Origin of the sequence: Frankia sp. Hr75.2 (assembly GCF_949319125.1) — a bacterium.
Lineage (GTDB): Bacteria > Actinomycetota > Actinomycetes > Frankiales > Frankiaceae > Parafrankia > Parafrankia soli.
Window position 1 is genome coordinate 1 of sequence record NZ_CASGGV010000319.1, and the last position, 17,441, is coordinate 17,441.

The window sequence follows — 17,441 nt, forward strand, 5'->3', positions numbered from 1 at the left end:
CCGCGGGGGGGGGGCCCGGCGGGCCCCCCCCCGCGGCGAGACGGGACGGCTCAGGGGGCGGCGTTCTTGCCCAGTGTCGCGGCCAGTTCCGGGTCCTGGCTGAACAGGGCGTCGGCCTGCTCGGGGCTCATCGTCACCGAGTTGTGCTCGTGGATGACTCGCCAGACACCGTTGGACCGGCGCCAGATGTTGGTCTGCCGGCAGATGATGTCGACGTTGACGCCGTTCTTGAGCCTGGTCTTGATGCGCACCAAACTCCAGGCTGTGCCCAGGTCGCCGCAAGCCTCTGCACGGTCGCCCTGGTAGGTCAGCTCCATCGTCTCGGCGCCGAGGATGAAGTTGCCGATGGTCTGGGTCACGGCCTCGTAGCCCTGGTACTCATCGGGCGGGCCGGGGTCGAAGACGCTGACGGTGGGGGAGTTCTCGTACAGGTCCATCACTCGGTCGACGTCGCAGGCAGCGTAGGCACGAGCCTTTTCCTCGAGCCGCTCGCGGATCTCCTGGGCGGACTTGATATCGTCTTTGATCATTCTCGTACCTTCCAGAGTTCCATGCCGTAGTGGATTCGTGCAGCCCGCGACTACGCAGGCGCGACACGCTCGGCGCGGACGGCGCTGTCGAACGTTCCGGTCAGGTCCCGGGCGGGCGTCGGGGTGGTGGCGAGCCGGGCCAGGAGGTACACCCAGACGATGGCCAGCCCACAGCTCACCAGGGACAGCGGGATGGTGGTAGCGCTGCTCAGACCGCTGCCGATGGCGGCGTAGACGGGGATACCGGCGCTGAGGTGAAGCCCGCCGCAGACGAAGAGCCCGCCCGGGATGAAGACCACGGACTGCCAGTCGGCGGTCAACACGCGACGGCGAAGGACCGTGAAGATGACTGCGACACCGACGATGACCATCGCGTTGACAAAGAACCACCAGATGGGGATGCCGAAGAACTTGAGCGGCTGGCTGCTGCCGTAGTACTGCCACCACTTGAAGCCGCTGACCGGGACCGGTTCGAACGCCGCGGCGAACGCAACGGTGATGAAGTAGTACCTCATCACCTGCCGCACGCTCACGTAGTCTTCGAACTTCTTCATCAGCAGCGGTACCCAGATCCCGAAGTAGCACATGTAGACGAGCACCAGGTAGATGGGCATCGGGCGGTCGTAGATCTCGAAGGCCGTGTGCTGGTCAATCTCCGGGTAGACGACGTGGGTCACGATGTTCTGCATCGGCTCCCATAACGCCATCGGTGCCCCGCCCGCCCACACCATCAACGGCCAGACCTTGCGGTCCCGGCGCGCCAGCCACACGCAGTACCCCAGAGCCACCAGCGTGAACAGACCCAGCGAGATCTCAGCTGCCAGCTGTGAACCCGCGCTGATCCCGTAAATCGGACGGTCCCACGTCACAGAACTCCTCCTTTGCTCATGATCGTTGCCACGCCCGGGCCGCATCGGCGCCGCTCGTGGGCATGGCAGTCGTCGGCAGACACCCCGGAGCTGACTCGGATGCTGCCCCGGTGGTCTCGGAACCTGTCAGCGGATCGCGCCCGCGGCCGGCTCGATTCGGCTGACGGTGATCGCTGGTCAAGGACCATCGTCTTGTACTTCTTCAGATTCGCTCGAGAACCGTCGCATTGGCCATGCCTCCGGCCTCGCACATTGTCTGCAGGCCGTACCGGCCGCCGGCGAGGGTCGCTCCACGACGACTCAGGACATAGATGAAGCCCGGCTCTGCCGAATCGGTGTCGGCGCCGGGGCCCAGTTCCGGCTCGCCCGCACGGTCCTACGACCGTGAGGGCAGAGTGACTGGCAGCGCCGTGACACCGTGGGAGATGATCTGACCGCCCCAGACGGCGTCGCCGTCGGGCTGGATGTCCGGGACGTGGTCGAGCACGTATTCCAGTACCAACCTCAACTCGAGCTTCGCCAGCGCCTCCCCCAAACACCGATGCCGGCCGCTACCGAACGTGACGTGCTGCGTGCCATTGGGCCGGCTGGCGTCGAACGTCTCCGGGTTGGGGAACTTGTCCGGATCCTGATTGGCAGCGCCGTAGACAAGCATCACCCTTTCCCCCGGACACAGGGGAACATCACGGACCTCGGTGTCCTGTACGACCGTCCGCGAGAGCTGCCAGACGGGTGAGTGCAGCCGAAGGGATTCGTCGATGGCCGGACCGATCAAGGATCGGTCAGCGAGCAGCTTCTCGCGCAAGCCCGGCACGGTTATGAACTGGTGGACCAGCGAGCCGATGGCGTTCACTGTCGTCTCGTGACCGGCGATGATCATCGTCGTGACCATGCCCAGCTGATCGATCGGATCGAGGGGCTTCCCACCGACCTCGCCGTTGATCAAGTAGCCCAGCAGGTCCTCGACCGGCTTGCCGCGACGCATCTCGACTTCGCGTCCGAGGAAATCCTCCATCTCCTTGCCTGCGGCGCGGACACGTTCCGGGTGCTCGAAGTCGGCGGCGCCCGACAAGTAGCGCTCGCCGATATCCGTGATCTTCTGCCAGTCCGAGGTGATGCCGAGTACCAGGCACAGGGCCTTGACCGGAACAGGTTTCGCCACCTCGGCGGCGACGTCTCCGTGCCCCCGCGCGACTAGCGGCGCGAAGCACTCCTCGACGATCGCCCGGATGCCGTCCTCCCATTTCTGTATCGCTTTGGGGGTGAAGGAGGGCTGGAGTAGTCGCCTGAAGTCCGCGTGCTCCGGCGGATCCACCTCGAGTGGGATAGCTCGGTTGGATCGACCAGTGGGTGGTATCGTGATGCCTTTCGCCGTGGAGAAGGTCTGCCAATCCTGGGAGGCCTGGACGACATCGTCGTACTTGCTCAGCGCCCAGAACCCACCTGCTGCGGGACTCCAGGCGACTGGGCACTTCCGTTGCATCTCGACTAACGTCTCGACAAGGTGGTGCCGCAGCTCCGGGTCGGTGTTGTCGAGCAGGAACTGGTTGGTCTGCTTGCGGTCGTCGGTCATATATTCGCTTTCTTGTCGTCTCGTGGCGGGCAGGGTCGTGGGGGCACTCAATCGATTCGCGAGATCGCGGCTGCGGGACACGACGCGATGGCGCCCTCCAGATCCGGCACCAGCTCGGGCGGGATATCCGGCATTCGGACGACACCCAGGCCCGACTCGTTCACTTCGAAGAGGTCGGGCGCGATACTGGCGCACAGCCCGTGGCCTCCGCAGATGTCGGTGTCGATGTGCGCACCGGTCATGGGAATATCCTTCGATAACGGTTGAGAGAGGTAGGAAGTGAGGCCCGCGCGTCGCCCACACCTACGCAGTGCCGGCATCACAGCTCGCGAGCGCGGCAATCAGGTCCGCCTCGGCGCGCGCTCGCTGGTCAGCCGAAGCAGGCGGAGGGTGGGCGGCGGATCCGTCTGCAGGACGTCCGCCATGTGCAGACGACCGGCCGCGACCGTGGCAAAAAGATTGTCCACCACGGCCTGGAGGTCGTCGGCCTCGATGTCGTAGATTGCGACGAAAGGCCCGTTGTCATCGACCGGACTCAGCCTGCGGGCCGCGGTGAAACCTTCCAGCGCCACCACTTCGGGCAGGTGGACCTCGTCATACCAGGCGTGGTACTCCGCCTCGCGCTCCGGCGCAACAGGTTTCGTCTCGACGTAGAGGATTCCCTTTGCCACTTCGATTCAGTCCTCTCTCAGTATTGCCGGTCGCTTGAAAGGGCGTGTCCGGACCGCATCACGCGGTGACCGTGGCCGATGGCACCTCCGGACCCGCATCAGACGGCACGGTCCGGTGGCGGGCAGCGGCCGCGTTGCGGCCGGCGATCCGCCCGTAAACCAGGCAGTTCGCAATCGAGTTCCCGCTTCCGATGTAGATCTTGCCGATGACTCCGCCCGCGCACTCCCCGGCCGCGAACAGACCCGGCACCGGTTGCTGGTCGCCGCGAAGCACCCGCGCCTCCGCATCGATCGCCGGACCGCAGGCGGTGAGGGCGATCAGCGACAACCGCATCTCACAGCCGTAGAAGGGCGCTTGCTCGAGGGGACGCATCTGCTCGCCGTTCTTGAGGAACAGCGAGTCGTGCTTGCGGTGGGCATCCTCGTTGTACCGATCGAGGGTTCCTGCCAGATTCGCCGGCGGGATCCCGAGCTTCTCGGCCAGGTCCTCGACCGTGTCGCCGACCTGGACCTTGCCGGTCCCGATCTGCTCGTCGATGACCTCCTCGAGGAAGTGGGACCGCGACACGTTCAGGTTGATCTTGGTGGCCGCCCTGATGCTGCTCGGGTTCGACGCCCGCTTCGCCGCGTCGTCGAAGATGGCGAAGACCCGGTTGCCCTGGGCGCGCACGATGGGATCTACCACGCTGTAGGGCGACATCTCGTCCATGAAGCGTCGGCCGCTCGTGTTCACCACCACCAACCAGCCCGGCAGGTACGCCTGCCGCTCGCGGTCGAAATCTGTACAGAGCACCCATCCGCCCCGGTCAACCCCTTCGATATAGGCGTCGACCGGCTCCACAAGCCTGAAGATGTCCCCGGCCGTCGGGCTGATCTCGTTGGTGATGTACCACGCCTTGTCGTTCGCGGCCGCCAGTGGCAGGTAGCGCTCGAAGAGGTCCGGGTTGCCTGCGAAACCGCCCGTCGCGAGCACCACCGTTGTGGCGCGCACGACGTCGTCGCCCACAGCCACCCCGCGGACCCGCCCGGCCTCGACCACCAGACGGTCCACCCGCCGGCTCAGGACGATGTCGACGTTCGGCCGCCTGCGCAGATGCCGTGTCAGCACCGTAATGATGTCGTGGCCCTTCCCGACGGCGGCGTGGCCGCGCGGCACCCGTTCCTCGCCGGATGGAATGAGCTGCTCGGCGAACTCGACACCCAGACCGTGGATCCACTCGAAGGTGCCCGGGAGCTCGTCGGCCAGGCGGCGAACCACCGACGGCTTCACATCCCAATGATTGGCCAGCAGATAATCCTGGAACAAGTCGTCGGGGTGGTCGTCCAGGCCGTTCGCCCGCTGCAGGCTGGTGCCCGTGGCCATCATGATGCCGCTCGAGAAGCGACTATTGCCGCCGAGAACGGTATCGCTCTCAACCAGCAACACGTTCGCACCGTTGTCCGAAGCCTCCAGCGCGGCCGACATGCCCGCCATCCCTGATCCGACGACGATCACATCGAAATCGACGGCGCTTGCCACCTCCTGGTCGACGTTGTCCACGTTCTCTCCTCGTCAAACCGTTCTCTACAAGACGTTGGATGGCGGTCGGACTCATCCGGACGGGGGCCGTCCGCCTGGACCTCGGCATGAAGCCTGGCTTCGGGTACGGCTCCGTCGTGGGCCCGGCTGCATCTCCGGCTTGGTGACTTGATCCCGGGCGCCGGCCCGCCGGGCTTCGAACCGGCGGGACCTGAGAGTCGAGTCAAAACAGCCTGCACACCTTCTGCACCGTGAAACCCACCGCCGCTCCACGTTGACCAGCGAGGCCCACGCTTCGACCAAGCATCGACGTGGGCGCACTCTTCGTGGGGTGTTCGGCCAGGTCGCCAAGGGTGCGGGTGTCCGTCACATACGGCCGGACCAGAGATCCAGGGGATGTGCCCGGTGACCTCCATAGATTTTCTGACACGTCAGCGCTGACGGAGAGACCACCAGACGCCTCCTCCATGAGCACTGACCCCGAGAATGGTTAGCGCACAACTTTGCATGACAGACTGGGTACACGCAAGGGGCATCCGCTGTCTGTCGCGAGCCGTGCCGCAGACCCAGGGCCCCGCACAAGTCACCCTTGGCCCCGATTGGTCACTCTAGGTAGCGGTCGTCGGGAGGGCTCGGGTACGGTCGCGCGCGATGTGTTCAACAGTCTCTTGATTTTGGTGACGCCGTGAAGGCGGACAATGTCGAGCCCTGTTTGGTGATGTGACCACGGTGCACGGTGGTGTCAGATTTGCGGTGCCGTGGAGCGAGACCGGCCCAGCTGGTCAGGTGGCCAGGGGTGGGGAAGCGGGTGATGTCTCCGATCTCGGCGAGGAACACCGCGGCGAGAGTCTTTCCGGTCCCGGGAAGGGTGAACAGCGCCTGGTAGCCCGGATCTCGCGCGAGCCGGCCAGCGAGCTGACCGGCGGTCGCGTCGATCTCGAAGTCGAGCAGGTCGATGATCCGGCGCAGGCTCGTGATGCGGGTGTGGAACGGACTCGGTAGCCGCACCTGGCCGAGCAGGTCGGTCCCAGCAGACCGAACAGGTCGGTCATGGGTACCACGACACCGTTCTTGGCGAGGACCGCGTGGATCTGTGCCTTGCACACCGAACGGATCGCGACGAGCGCCGCGTGGTGACGGACGGTATCGCATAGTTCACGGATAGGCGATGGAGTGGCCCACGCTTCAGGCAGGCGGCCCATGCGGAGCAGGTCCGCGAGATCCGCGGCGTCGCGGACGTCGTTCTTCGCCCGCCGGCAGGCAAAGCCCTTCACTCCCAGCGAGTATGCGAGGTGGCGCAACCAAAAATTGCATGCACTATTGACGATAAGAGTGCCTACTCCTACAGTGCTCATGTGACCCGACTCACGCCGGGCGGCGCCAAGGCCGGATAGCGGCTCACGGCACCGCCGTTCGTGTGCGGTCCGATCGCCGTGTCGCTCAGTGCCAAAGGGGTAGCGCAAGGTGGAAAGCAGGAGGGTGATAGTGAAGTCGGGATACAGGGTTGCGGTGGCTGCCTTAGCGGCGGCGGCTGTGGCACTGTCAGCGTGCTCCAGTAGCGGGACCAATGCCCGGAGTACTTCGTCGAATGATGTCGTCTCCTCAGGCGCGAGCTCGGATGACAGTGGCGTGGCTGCGGCAGAGGCGGCCACGGCGAGGAACAAGCAAGCGCCGACGGTCATCCCGCTGAGGGAGCCGTTGAAGGCGAAGCCCATCGCCGGCAAGACGCTCGTCTGGATGAAGTGTGACCTCAGCCAGTGCCAGATCCAGGCCAACGCCCTCAAGCAGGCGACTGCCGCCGTCGGCTGGCACTACCAGGAGATCTCCTATAAGTCCGCCGACCCCGCGACGTTGGTGTCCGCGCTCAAGCAGGCACTGAACTTCAAGCCAACTGCCGTCGGCGTGTCAGCGATTCCACTGGCGACGTGGCAGACCGTGTTGCCTGCGTACAAGGCGGCCGGCACGGTGATCGTGACGGCGTTCCTCGGTCAGCAGAAGTACGACGACACGCTCATTGGCCAGGCCGGGGCAGCCAAGGACAGCGAGCAGAGCGGGCAGTACATCGGCAACTGGGTCGTCGCCGACTCCAAGGGCCAGGCGCACATCCTGCTGGAGACCGTGAACGACTATCCGATCGTCCACGACTTCAACACCGGCGTCGAGACCACGGTCAAGCAGAATTGTCCGAAGTGCAAGATCACCCTGTTGAACAACACCATCCCCCAGGTGCTCGGCGGACAGGTGCCACAAACCATCGTCGCGGCGTTGCAGAAAGACCCGAGTATCCAGTACGTGGTTACCGCCAACGGACCGTTCATTGCCGGGCTGACGTCGGCTCTGTCCGCGGCAGGTCTCAGCGGCAAGATCAAAATTGCTGGAGAAGGCGCATCGGCTGAAGACCTCGCCAACGTCAAGACGGGCCAGGAACACGCCTGGACCCCGACCGCCTTGAACTACAGTGCATGGATCATGCTCGACATGGTTCTGCGGCACATGCAAGGCATGCAGTTCGACCCCGATGGTGACGGAGGCTTGCCGCAGCAGCTGCTGACGAAGGACGTCTCATTCACCCCGTCCGACTCGTACGACAAGCCCGCGGATTACGCGGAGCAACTCAAGAAACTGTGGCACGTGGGATGACGTTGACGTACGCAGAACCGGGCGAGGTGACTCCCCCGGTTCTGGAGGCCAAGGCTTTGCGTAAGACCTTCGCCGGTGTGACTGCGCTCAGCGGAGTGGATCTCAAGATCGAACGCGGCGAGGTACACGCGGTTCTCGGCGAGAACGGTTCCGGCAAGTCGACATTCATCAAGATTCTTTCGGGATACCACACGCCGGACCCCGGGAGCGAGGTCCGTATCGACGGAAAACCTCTGCACTTCGGCTCCCCGGACTCCGCCTATACGCTCGGTTGCCGTTTCGTGCACCAGGATTTAGGGCTGATCGACTCCTCGTCGGTGCTCGACAACCTGTGCATGAACGGCGGCTTCCCATCCCGGTTCGGCACGGTGCGCCGTCGCGAAGCGCTGCGGGAGGCAGAGGCTGACCTAGCCAAGGCGGGCCTCTGCGACCTCGATCCGTCCGTCTTGGTAGGCATGTTGACTCCTGCGATGAAGACAGGTGTTGCCGTAGCGCGGGCGCTACGCAGGGATCGCTCGAACGAGGCCAAACTGCTGGTCGTCGACGAGCCGACCGCAACACTGCCAGACAACGAGGTCCAGGATCTGCTTCAAACCATCCGGCAGGTCGCACTCAACGGGCTGGCTGTGCTGTACGTGACGCACCGGCTCGACGAAGTCTTCCAAGTTGCGCGTCGGGTCACCGTGTTGCGAGACGGTCACAAGATCACGACGGAACCCACCACCAGCTTGGATCGCAAGCGGTTGGTCAATCTGCTCGTCGGCACGGAGTTCGACGACGTGCGCGTGGCGGCCGACCACCTCAAGCAGCGGCACGATCAAGAACCTGTGCTCGAGGTCGCGGATCTGTCTGCCGGACCGGTCGATCGGGTGCGTTTCACGGTGGCGCCTGGTGAGGTTGTCGGAATCGCGGGGACCACAGGCTCCGGACGGGACTCGATCCTCGGAGCGATCTTCGGGGCAACTGAGCGTGACGGCGGTACGGTCCGGGTAGGCGGTGCACTGTTACGCGCCCGTCGCCCCGACCTGGCGATCAGTCAGGGCATGGCGTACTTGCCGCCTGACCGCAAGACCCTGAGCGGCATATTGGAACTGTCCGCGCGCGAGAACCTCTGCCTATCCGACCTCTCGCCGTTCTGGCGCGGCTTGTGGATGCGCAAGCGCGCCGAGCGGAGAGAGACGCAGGGTTGGTTCGAGCAGCTCACCGTGAGGCCGGCCGATGCGGTGGATGAACGCCTACTGACGTTTAGTGGCGGCAATCAACAGAAGGTTCTTTTCGGCAAGTGGTTGCGGCGCCGGCCGACCATCTTCCTTCTCGACGAGCCGACCCAGGGGGTGGACATCGGGGCGAAGGCGCAACTTCATAGGCAGCTGCTCGATGCCGCCGAGAATGGCGCGGGCGTGCTCGTGAGCTCGTCCGACGTCGATGAACTTGCTGCTCTGTGTGGTCGAGTCTTGGTGCTACGCAATGGACACATCGTCAGTGAGTTGAGTGGCCCGAGGTTGACGGTCGCAAATATCGCCCGGGAATGCCTCGGCGCGGAAGGTGAAGTGGTGGCGCGATGATCCCTCGGCGACTGACCTTTGGCTTCGATAGGTTCAGTGGGCTGTATCTGTGGGCCCTGTTCATCGTCGTCTTCGGAGTCTGGAATGCGGGCCTATTCCTGACGATGGACACGGCGCATTCGATCGCATCTTCCCAGGCCATCGTTGCCATGCTTGGTATTGCGGTGTTAGTGCCCCTCGCCGCAGGGGTCTTTGATCTCTCCGTCGGGGCGACAATCAACCTGTCAGCGGTCACGGTCGCCGTCCTCCAGACGAACCATCACTACGGGATGTGGGCGTCGATCATCATCTCGGTACTCATCGGAGTCGTGATCGGGGCGGTGAATGGCCTGCTCGTCGTGGTACTCAATATAAGTTCCTTCATCGCGACGCTCGCGACCGCGACGATCGTCGGCGCCGTACAAGTCATTGTCACGAACCAGAGTCAGCCATTGTCGCCGATCTCACAGCCGTGGTTGCAACTGGCCCAGCGCGACATCTTCGGATTCCAGATCGTTGTGCTCTATCTGATTGTTCTCGCCGCGGTGGTTTGGTGGCTGCTCGAGTTCACGCCTGCGGGCCGCTACCTGTATGCCGTGGGTGGCAATGCCGAAGCGGCGCGGTTGTCCGGGGTTCGAGTGGGCAAGTGGGTGTGGCTGTCCTTCATCTGTGCCGGAGGAATCTCCGGCATCGCCGGCGTCCTCTACTCATCGTTGAATGGTCCATCACTCACCTTTGGCGGGGCCCTGCTGCTGCCGGCGTACGCTGCCGCTTTTCTTGGATCGACACAGCTCAAGCCCGGGCGGTTCAACGTGTGGGGCGCCGTCATCGCCGTGTACGTCCTCGCGACCGGCGTGCGTGGACTTCAATTGGTCACCAGCGTGCAGTGGCTGAGCGAGATGTTCAATGGCGTGGCTCTTGTCGCCGCGGTGGCCTTCGCCGTTTGGCGGCAGAAGAATGCGGCCACCCGTCGCCGGAAAGCCGTCAGCGCCCGAATTCCGGAGTCCGCGGGCGACTCTGGTTCCGCTGCGGGAACGCTGGATGTGATCGGTACAGCCAACCATACTGCGAGGGGAGCCGGCCCGCACCCGGAATCGCAACGTGATGGAACGGCACCAGTCGCCGGCCACTAGAAGGCTTGGGCGGGCGAAGCCTTCTAGGGCCGCCTATACCGAGCGCCTAGAGCTGTACACGGGCATCCTGGTGCTCACCCAGCGTAATCCTGTCCAGCTCGCCAAAGAGGCGGCCACGGTCGACGTGCTCTCGGGCGGCCGGCTGGTCCTCGGAGTCTCGGCTACCTTGCCGCAGAGTTCCGGGCTACTGGTGTCCCCATGGAGCGGCGGAGAGCCCGGTTCCGCGAGCATCTGGCGGCAGTCCGGGCACTGTGGGCGGTGAAGGATCCCCAGCTCCATGGCGAATTCGTCTCCTTCGACGGGATCGACGCGTATCCCGTCTGGTGCAGCCCGGCGGCCCACCCTTGGTACTGGGCGGCAACACGCCCGTAGCGTTGACGGACGCAGTCGAGCTGGGCACGGGGTGGTGCGATTTCGGGCACACTCCTGCCGACATGGCGCAGACGCGGGCCCTGATGATCCGGCACGCCGACGCCATCGGCAAGGACAGGACGGGCTTCCGGATCACGGTGACTCCCCGCGTACGTCTGACTGCCGAGCTGGCGAAAGAGTACGAGGCGGCCAGCGTCGACCAACTGGTCGTCTCGGTCGAGACGGACGCGGTGAACGGTGTCCGTCGCCGTCTGGAGTCCAACGTGCCGAGCCGGTTGGGGATCTGCTGACACGTGTCGATTATTTCTGCGGGACCGGATGTCACCGCGGCTCCCGGGTAAGGCAGGCCGATCATGATGTTTGGTCTGAGCGGGACCTGGTGCTCAGATGATGCGCCTGACGGCGCGTGAGTTCGGAACAGGACGGAACGATGAAGTTCGACTACCACTACCAGCAGAGCATCGACGACTTACATCGCGTGCCCGACGAGTTCGCGACGTTCGAGCGGTACGGCTACCAAGCGATCTGGGTCCGGGAGGCGGAGCACGACTCGTTCCTGCCCCTGGCGATCGGCGCACTCCACACCACGACGGTCGAGATCGGCACCGGGGTGGCGGTGGCCTTCGCGCGCAGCCCCATGATCGCGGCACAGCTGGGCCATGATCTGCAGCTCGCATCGGGGGGACGTTTCGTCCTCGGCCTGGGTACACAGATGCGCGGTCACGTGACGCGACGCTTCTCGATGCCGTTCGACCCTCCCGGATCGAGGCTGCGCGACTACATCTGCGCGGTCAAGGCGATCTGGCGTTGTTGGAACGACGGCGAGAAACTTGACTACCGCGGGAAGTTCTACACGATCGACAAGATGCCCGACTACTTCGTCCCGCGTCCCTCGGCGGTGGGACCTCCCTCGGTCTTCATGGGTGCCGTGGGGGAGGGGATGGTCAGGGTCGCCGGCGAGGTGGCCGAGGGCATCGTGCTGCATTCCTTGCTGACACCCGATTACCTGACTTCGGTCCTGCGCCCTTCGTGGACACGTGGTCTGCAGAATCGGGCCGCCCCGCTCCACCGTCCCTTCCAGACGGTCGCTCCCGTCCTGGTCGTGACCGGACGTGACGAGAAGGAGCTCCGATCGGCGGACCTCCAGGTGCGTTCGCGGATCGCGTTCCTCGGCGCGACACGTCAGTACCGGAGGATCTTCGACCACCACGGCTGGGGGCATATCCACGAGCAGTGGGTCGCCCTGCTGAGAGCTGGCGAGCACGAGGAGATGGGCCGGCTCGTCGACGATGCGATGCTCCATGCATTCGCTGTCATCGCCGAGCCCAGACACGTCGCACAAGCGATGGCCGATCGGTACGCAGGCACATCCGACCGTGTCAGCGCGATGACACCGTACCCGACCACGAAGGAGTTGTGGGATGACATGGCGGCCGGTATGCGGGCGGTCACCGCAGATCCCGGTTCTGTCGCAATGGGACAAGGTGACAAGAACTGAGATAGTCTAAGGTGATCCCCGCTCTAGTACAAGGACGAGGCTGTGAAGCTCGTCATCGATTCCGGTCGGCCGGTATCAGCGGTGGCGAAAGATCTCGGTATCAACGAAGGGACACTCGGCAGCTGGGGTGCGCCACGAACGTGACGGACCTTCGAGTAGCGGAGGGATCCGTTGCGGTGCTGTGCGGGAGATGAAGGGTTGATGGCCCTTCGGCGTCGCCCTGCGGGGGGAGATGCCAAAACCACCTCGTGCTGCGTTGGTTGATGACCGTCGTGGTGAGCGACGAGGAAAAGGCGCTTGACGCGTCAGGTGGGGACCGGGAAGGCGAGCGTGAGCGAACCGCTGATGACGCGTCGAGACCAAGAAAAGGCATCGAAACCGGGGCAACCCAGTAGCTCCGGGACTGGGCCTGGCGGATACTCGTTTACTGGCCAGGTGGTGCCCGGTGTGAAGGCGGCGCGAGCCCGGTCTGCGGCTTCCGTGCGGAACGTGGGAAGGCGGACACCGACACCGCCGGACAATTGTCCGGCGAGAGGGAGCGTGCCGGGCGGCAGAAACCGTGAGGCACTGAGTACCGTTGCGGTGTTCGCTGGCGGACCGGCTGGTAGTAGTGATGAGGCTTCTGTAATGGGAGCGGAGCGAAGCGGCCGGGTCATCTGTGGCTTGTCTGTCCGGTCAACCGGGGGTGTCCTGGGATGAGCCGGCCGGCCGGGATGCTCCTATGGATGTCAAGCGGCCACAGGAAGATCTTTTTGGGTGTTGGGGGCAGCGAGGATCGTGTAGATCTCCCGTGCCACGTAACGCTTGAGGCAGCGGATGATCTCTTTCTTGGACTTGCCTTCGGTGGTGCGGCGTTCGACGTAGGCCCGGGTGGCCGGGTCCCAGCGCAGCCGGCAGAGCACGACGCGGTAAAGCGCGGCGTTGGCCTGCCGGTCCCCGCCGCGGTTGAGCCGGTGGCGCTGGGTCCGGCCCGACGAGGCGGGCAGCGGGGCGACGCCGCAGAGCATCGCGAACGCGGCCTCGGAGCGCAGCCGGTCGGGATTGTCGCCGGCGGACACGAGGAGCTGGCCGGCGACGTCCGGGCCGACACCGTTCACCGCGACCAGTTTCGGGGCGATCGCACGGACAAGCCGGTTGATGACCTTGTCGAGTTCCCTGATCTCGGTGGACAGCTGCTGGACACGCCGGGCCAGGCTGCGCAGCGCCAGACGGACCGCGACCGCGGGATCCCCGGCCCGTGCGGCCGGGACGTCGGCCTCGGCGCAGACGGCGACCAGGCGGGCGTTGGCCAGGGCGGACAGCTCGGCGCGCACCGGTTCGGGTGCGGTCACGACCAGCGCTTTCATCTGCCTGATCACGTCGGCGTGGTGGGTGACCCCGCCGCGGCGGGCGACCCGCAGCGACCGCAGCGCCTCGACCTCGCCGTCGCGGTCCTTCGGGATGCCGGTCCGCCGGCCCGCGAGCGTCGCGCGGGCGGCCGCCTCTGCGTCGACCGGGTCGGACTTGCCCTGCCAGCGCCGGGTCTTGCGGTCGGGCCGGTCGATCTCGACCACCGTGACACCGGCCGCGGTCAGGTGACGGGCCAGGCCGGCCCCGTAGGCGCCGGTCCCCTCGACCCCGACCCGCACCAGCGGGCCGAAGCCGCGCAGCCAGTCGAGCAGCTGGCCGTAGCCGGCTGCGGTCGCCGGGAACTGCGCCGACCCGAGCAGCCGCCCGGCGCTGTCGAGCGCCGCCGCGGTATGGCTGTCTTTGTGGGTGTCGACGCCACCGGTGACCTCGACCGCCTGCTGGTGCTGTGTCATCGTGGAACAGCTGTCCCTTCGCCTCGATCGACAGGGGCGGCACGCACCAGCCGGGCGACGGACAAGACAGTGAAGGGGCCTCTGGCCAGGCTCCTATGAGGTCACCCGCCCGACCGGTGAGTGCACACGAGCCCCGCACCGCGACGGTCGACAGATCCCGTTAAGGACCCGAAGTCAGTCAGGTCTTGGGTCAGACCGACCGGTGCGGGGCTCGTCATCATCCTCACTGTCAGGTCTGGTGGAGAAGTCGTTCGATATTCCGAAGGGGCTGGTATGGGAGGCGTATAGGCGGGTCGCGGCGAACAAGGGTGCCGCCGGTGTGGACAGCTGCTCGGTTGCCGATTTTGAGAAGGACCTGAAGAGTAACCTTTACAGGATCTGGAACCGGATGTCGTCGGGCAGCTATTTCCCCCCGCCGGCCCTGGCGGTGGAGATACCAAAACCGCATGGTGAGGGTAAACGCGTCCTTGGAGTGCCCACTGTCACGGACAGAATCGCGCAGACAGTGGCGGCGCTTGGCATTAACCCCCCGGACCGAGTCGATTTTCCATTCCGACTCGTATGGGTATCGGCCTGGCCGTTCCGCGCTGGACGCGGTCGCGGTCTGCCGGGAGCGGTGCCAGTCGAGGAACTGGGTCGTCGATGTTGATATCCAGGCTTTCTTCGACTCCATGGACCACCCCCTGATCATGAAGGCGGTGGAGGTCAACACCGACCAGAAATGGATACTCCTGTATGTGCGGCGATGGCTCGCCGCACCGCTGCAACTGTCAGACGGAACTATCGTGGCAAGGGACCGCGGAACTCCCCAGGGATCCGCGGTCTCACCGGTGCTGGCTAACCTTTTCCTGTACTACGCGTTTGACCTGTTCATGGCGCGGGAGTTCCCGTCCGTGCGGTTCGAGCGTTACGCGGACGACGCGGTGGTGCACTGCGCGACCAGACGGCAGGCCGAAGACGTCCTTAACCGCTCTTGCTGCCAGGATGGAGGAGGTCGGCCTTCGGCTGCACCCAGGCAAGACAAGGGTGGTGTACTGCAAGGACGACAACCGGCTGGGCTCTCACGAGCACACGGCGTTCACGTTCCTTGGGTATAGGCCGCGGGGCGTGTTCGTGGCGAACGCGGTGATCCGGTTGCCGTCGACGTCGGTGATGCGCAGCTGGGCGCCGGGGTGGGGCCTTTCCTTGCGGGCGATGACCCGTATCCCGGGCGGCCAGCCGGACAGGTCCATCAGGCCGGTCAGCTCGGCGGTGTCGTCGGGCAGGGTGAACCCGACCGAGCAGCCCAGCCGGCGGCGGTGCAGCCACTGGACGAAGGCGTGCGTGCCGCCCGCCGAGTCCGCGCGGATGGGCATCAACCGGGTGAGGTGCACTCGCACGGGCTGCGCCGGCTGGTCTCGGTGGAGGCGGCGCGGGGGTCGTTCAACGACGCGGTGCCCGCGGTGGCGCGGGCGACCGGGGTGACGGTCGGCAAGCGGCAGCTGGTCGAGCTCGCCCGTTCGGCGTCGGTCGACGTGGCCGGCTTCTACGCCCCGGCGCCGCTGAGAAAGGGCGGCTGCTGGTGCTGCAGTTCGACGGCAAGGGCGTGGTCATGCGTCCCGAGGGGCTGCGCCCGGCGACCGCGAAGGCCGCGGCGGCCAGGCAGAAGCTGGCCACCCGGCTCTCGCCCGGGGAGAAGAACGGCCGCAAAAGAATGGCGGAGCTGGCCGCGGTGCACGACGCCGTCCCGGTCGCGCGCACGCCGGCCGATGTGCTGCCCCCCGCCCGGCCAGTACGCGGCGGACGGGCCGAGAGCGACCGGGAAGTGGCTGACCGCCTCGGTCACCGACGACCTCGCCACCGTGGTCGCCGCCGGCTTCGGCGAGGCCGAGCGGCGCGACCCGCACCACCTGCGCACCTGGGTCGTGCTCGTCGACGGCAACAACTCCCAGCTCGACGCCGTCACCATCGAGGCCGAACGCTGCGGCGTCGAGATCCACATCGTCATCGACTTCATCCACGTGCTCGGATACCTGTGGAAGGCGGGCTGGTCGTTCTTCGAGACCGGCGACCCCGACGCCGAGGCATGGTCACCGACAAGGCCCGCCGGGTCCTGGCCGGCAGGACGTCCGACGTCGCCACCGGCCTCCACCACCGCGCGTCCTACAACGGCTACAACGGCTACAACGCCACCGAACGCAAGGGCGCCGACACCGCGGCCGATTACCTCAACGCCAAGGCCCCCACCTCGACTACGCCACCGCCCTCGCGGCCGGCTGGCCGATCGCCACCAGCGTCATCGAGTGCGCCTGCCGCCACCTCGCCAAAGACAGAATGGACATCACCGGCGCGAGATGGGGACTCGACGGCGCCGAAGGCATCCTCACCCTCCGCGCCCTCCGCGCCCTCATCGCCAACGGCGACTTCGAGGACTACTGGAAGTTCCATCTCGACCAGGAACGCCACCGCAACCACCACAGCCAGTCCGCGAACAATCACATACCGCCCTGATCAGCTCACTTCAAGAGAACTGCACCCGAGTTCGATAGTCGGCACGTGACCATCCAGCTCGCGCATGATCGGCTCGTACGCCTCAGATGACGACGCGGTCTTGTGGAATAAGACCAGCGGCTCTCCGGAGCCCTCAGTTTGTCGCCGAAAGGCCCGATGATTGCGACGGAAGCGCGGCGTCGACCCGCGCCGGAGCAACCGGGACGCACTGCCCCGCATCAAGATTCGATTCGCTCGGACCGCCCGACGAACGACCTGTCCGGGGGAATCGGCCACTACTGCGAGGCGCGCTCGGAGTTCAAGGCCCAGGCACGCCCCGATCGACTCCGACTGGATGTAAGCCAGGGCCTATCGAGCCTCGCTACTCGAGGACAATGACAGGAAGCAGCACCTTCTCCGCTAAAGTTGTGTCCATGTACTCCTTGACCTCACGGATCTTTCCATCCCGGAAGCGGAAGAGGTGGGTGTACTGGTTGTTGTACTCGGCGCCGTTGCTGAGCGTCGACTTTCCGGTCGACTCGGACACGACCCGGTCGTCCTCAGCCGTCAGACTCGCGATCTCGAAATTGAATCCGTTCTTCGTCATCTGCGGGACTCCTCCGACGAAGGCGAGCACCTGGTCGTAGGTCAGCGTCCCGGAGATCTTGCTCTTTCCGCACACAATGGCGACGTAATCGTCGGTGATCACGGATCGGAAAAGATCGACCTCTCCGGCACCCATCGCCTTGAAATAGGTCCGGACGGCATCCTTGTGAGCCTCGTTGGCCATGGCATCTCCTTGACGAGGTTGGTGCGGAACA

18 protein-coding genes and 4 pseudogenes are annotated in these 17,441 nt (G+C 65.3%); 10 read left to right on the top strand and 12 right to left on the bottom strand.

Going from position 1 to position 17,441, the window contains the following annotated elements; translation table 11 throughout:
• Window positions 1-50: 50 nt before the first annotated feature.
• The 8 genes and pseudogenes from AC559T_RS28520 to AC559T_RS28555 all read right to left on the bottom strand — a co-directional run.
• Entirely contained in the window at window positions 51-530 is a 480-nt protein-coding gene (locus AC559T_RS28520; RefSeq protein WP_498870683.1) for a YybH family protein, read from the bottom strand.
• A 50-nt stretch (window positions 531-580) separates the two neighbouring features.
• Window positions 581-1,399, bottom strand: coding sequence for a hypothetical protein (locus AC559T_RS28525; RefSeq protein WP_498870684.1), 819 nt, complete (start codon window positions 1,397-1,399; stop codon window positions 581-583).
• Window positions 1,400-1,775: 376 nt separating this feature from the next.
• The gene (locus AC559T_RS28530) at window positions 1,776-2,972 is read right to left on the bottom strand and encodes a cytochrome P450 (protein WP_498870685.1); all 1,197 of its coding nucleotides are present in this window, start codon (window positions 2,970-2,972) and stop codon (window positions 1,776-1,778) included.
• A gap of 47 nt (window positions 2,973-3,019) precedes the next feature.
• Window positions 3,020-3,214, bottom strand: a complete 195-nt coding sequence (locus tag AC559T_RS28535) for a ferredoxin (RefSeq protein WP_498870686.1) — start codon at window positions 3,212-3,214, stop codon at window positions 3,020-3,022.
• A gap of 99 nt (window positions 3,215-3,313) precedes the next feature.
• A complete protein-coding gene (locus AC559T_RS28540) occupies window positions 3,314-3,643 on the bottom strand; it encodes a DUF4286 family protein (RefSeq protein WP_498870687.1) in 330 nt (109 codons plus the stop codon).
• Window positions 3,644-3,701: 58 nt separating this feature from the next.
• Complete coding sequence (locus AC559T_RS28545) at window positions 3,702-5,183, bottom strand: FAD-dependent oxidoreductase (RefSeq protein ID WP_498870688.1); 1,482 nt, start codon at window positions 5,181-5,183, stop codon at window positions 3,702-3,704.
• 636 nt (window positions 5,184-5,819) lie between these two features.
• On the bottom strand, window positions 5,820-6,170 hold the full coding sequence (locus tag AC559T_RS28550; protein WP_498870689.1) for a transposase: 351 nt from the start codon (window positions 6,168-6,170) through the stop codon (window positions 5,820-5,822).
• Window positions 6,171-6,295: 125 nt separating this feature from the next.
• Window positions 6,296-6,877: pseudogene (locus AC559T_RS28555) on the bottom strand (hypothetical protein); the annotation flags it as partial.
• Here AC559T_RS28555 and AC559T_RS28560 point away from each other — a divergent pair.
• The 7 genes and pseudogenes from AC559T_RS28560 to AC559T_RS28590 form a co-directional block, all read left to right on the top strand.
• Window positions 6,792-7,802, top strand: coding sequence for a sugar ABC transporter substrate-binding protein (locus AC559T_RS28560; RefSeq protein ID WP_498870690.1), 1,011 nt, complete (start codon window positions 6,792-6,794; stop codon window positions 7,800-7,802). The pseudogene AC559T_RS28555 and the gene AC559T_RS28560 overlap by 86 nt on opposite strands.
• Window positions 7,799-9,367, top strand: a complete 1,569-nt coding sequence (locus AC559T_RS28565; RefSeq protein ID WP_498870691.1) for a sugar ABC transporter ATP-binding protein — start codon at window positions 7,799-7,801, stop codon at window positions 9,365-9,367. The genes AC559T_RS28560 and AC559T_RS28565 overlap by 4 nt, the downstream gene beginning before the upstream one ends.
• Window positions 9,364-10,479, top strand: coding sequence for an ABC transporter permease (locus AC559T_RS28570; protein ID WP_498870692.1), 1,116 nt, complete (start codon window positions 9,364-9,366; stop codon window positions 10,477-10,479). The genes AC559T_RS28565 and AC559T_RS28570 overlap by 4 nt, the downstream gene beginning before the upstream one ends.
• Window positions 10,451-10,851, top strand: a pseudogene (locus tag AC559T_RS28575) (LLM class flavin-dependent oxidoreductase). Before AC559T_RS28570 ends, AC559T_RS28575 begins: the two are co-directional and overlap by 29 nt.
• Window positions 10,852-10,853: 2 nt before the next feature.
• Window positions 10,854-11,141 (top strand): hypothetical protein, encoded by a 288-nt coding sequence (locus AC559T_RS28580; RefSeq protein WP_498870693.1) that lies wholly within the window; start codon window positions 10,854-10,856, stop codon window positions 11,139-11,141.
• A 140-nt stretch (window positions 11,142-11,281) separates the two neighbouring features.
• Window positions 11,282-12,349, top strand: a complete 1,068-nt coding sequence (locus AC559T_RS28585; RefSeq protein ID WP_498870694.1) for a TIGR03617 family F420-dependent LLM class oxidoreductase — start codon at window positions 11,282-11,284, stop codon at window positions 12,347-12,349.
• 42 nt (window positions 12,350-12,391) lie between these two features.
• Window positions 12,392-12,481, top strand: a pseudogene (locus AC559T_RS28590) (transposase); the annotation flags it as partial.
• Window positions 12,482-13,077: 596 nt separating this feature from the next.
• Here the strand turns inward: AC559T_RS28590 and AC559T_RS28595 are convergent.
• Window positions 13,078-14,151 (bottom strand): IS110 family RNA-guided transposase, encoded by a 1,074-nt coding sequence (locus tag AC559T_RS28595; protein WP_498870695.1) that lies wholly within the window; start codon window positions 14,149-14,151, stop codon window positions 13,078-13,080.
• A 238-nt stretch (window positions 14,152-14,389) separates the two neighbouring features.
• Between AC559T_RS28595 and AC559T_RS28600 the strand changes: the two genes are divergently transcribed.
• On the top strand, window positions 14,390-14,800 hold the full coding sequence (locus tag AC559T_RS28600; protein WP_498870718.1) for a hypothetical protein: 411 nt from the start codon (window positions 14,390-14,392) through the stop codon (window positions 14,798-14,800).
• Window positions 14,739-15,248: a reverse transcriptase domain-containing protein gene (locus AC559T_RS28605; protein ID WP_498870715.1), complete on the top strand. Its 510-nt coding sequence runs from the start codon at window positions 14,739-14,741 to the stop codon at window positions 15,246-15,248. The genes AC559T_RS28600 and AC559T_RS28605 overlap by 62 nt, the downstream gene beginning before the upstream one ends.
• Here AC559T_RS28605 and AC559T_RS28610 read toward each other — a convergent pair.
• Together AC559T_RS28610 and AC559T_RS28615 are read right to left on the bottom strand one after the other, a co-directional pair.
• Window positions 15,249-15,533: pseudogene (locus tag AC559T_RS28610) on the bottom strand (IS1380 family transposase); the annotation flags it as partial. It lies immediately after the preceding gene.
• 143 nt (window positions 15,534-15,676) lie between these two features.
• Window positions 15,677-16,285, bottom strand: a complete 609-nt coding sequence (locus AC559T_RS28615; RefSeq protein WP_498870696.1) for a hypothetical protein — start codon at window positions 16,283-16,285, stop codon at window positions 15,677-15,679.
• Between the two features lie 179 nt (window positions 16,286-16,464).
• On the opposite strand from AC559T_RS28615, the gene AC559T_RS28620 reads away from it, so the two are divergent.
• Complete coding sequence (locus AC559T_RS28620; protein WP_498870697.1) at window positions 16,465-16,641, top strand: hypothetical protein; 177 nt, start codon at window positions 16,465-16,467, stop codon at window positions 16,639-16,641.
• 361 nt (window positions 16,642-17,002) lie between these two features.
• Here AC559T_RS28620 and AC559T_RS28625 read toward each other — a convergent pair whose 3' ends face one another.
• On the bottom strand, window positions 17,003-17,410 hold the full coding sequence (locus AC559T_RS28625; protein ID WP_498870698.1) for a nuclear transport factor 2 family protein: 408 nt from the start codon (window positions 17,408-17,410) through the stop codon (window positions 17,003-17,005).
• Window positions 17,411-17,441 lie beyond the last annotated feature (31 nt).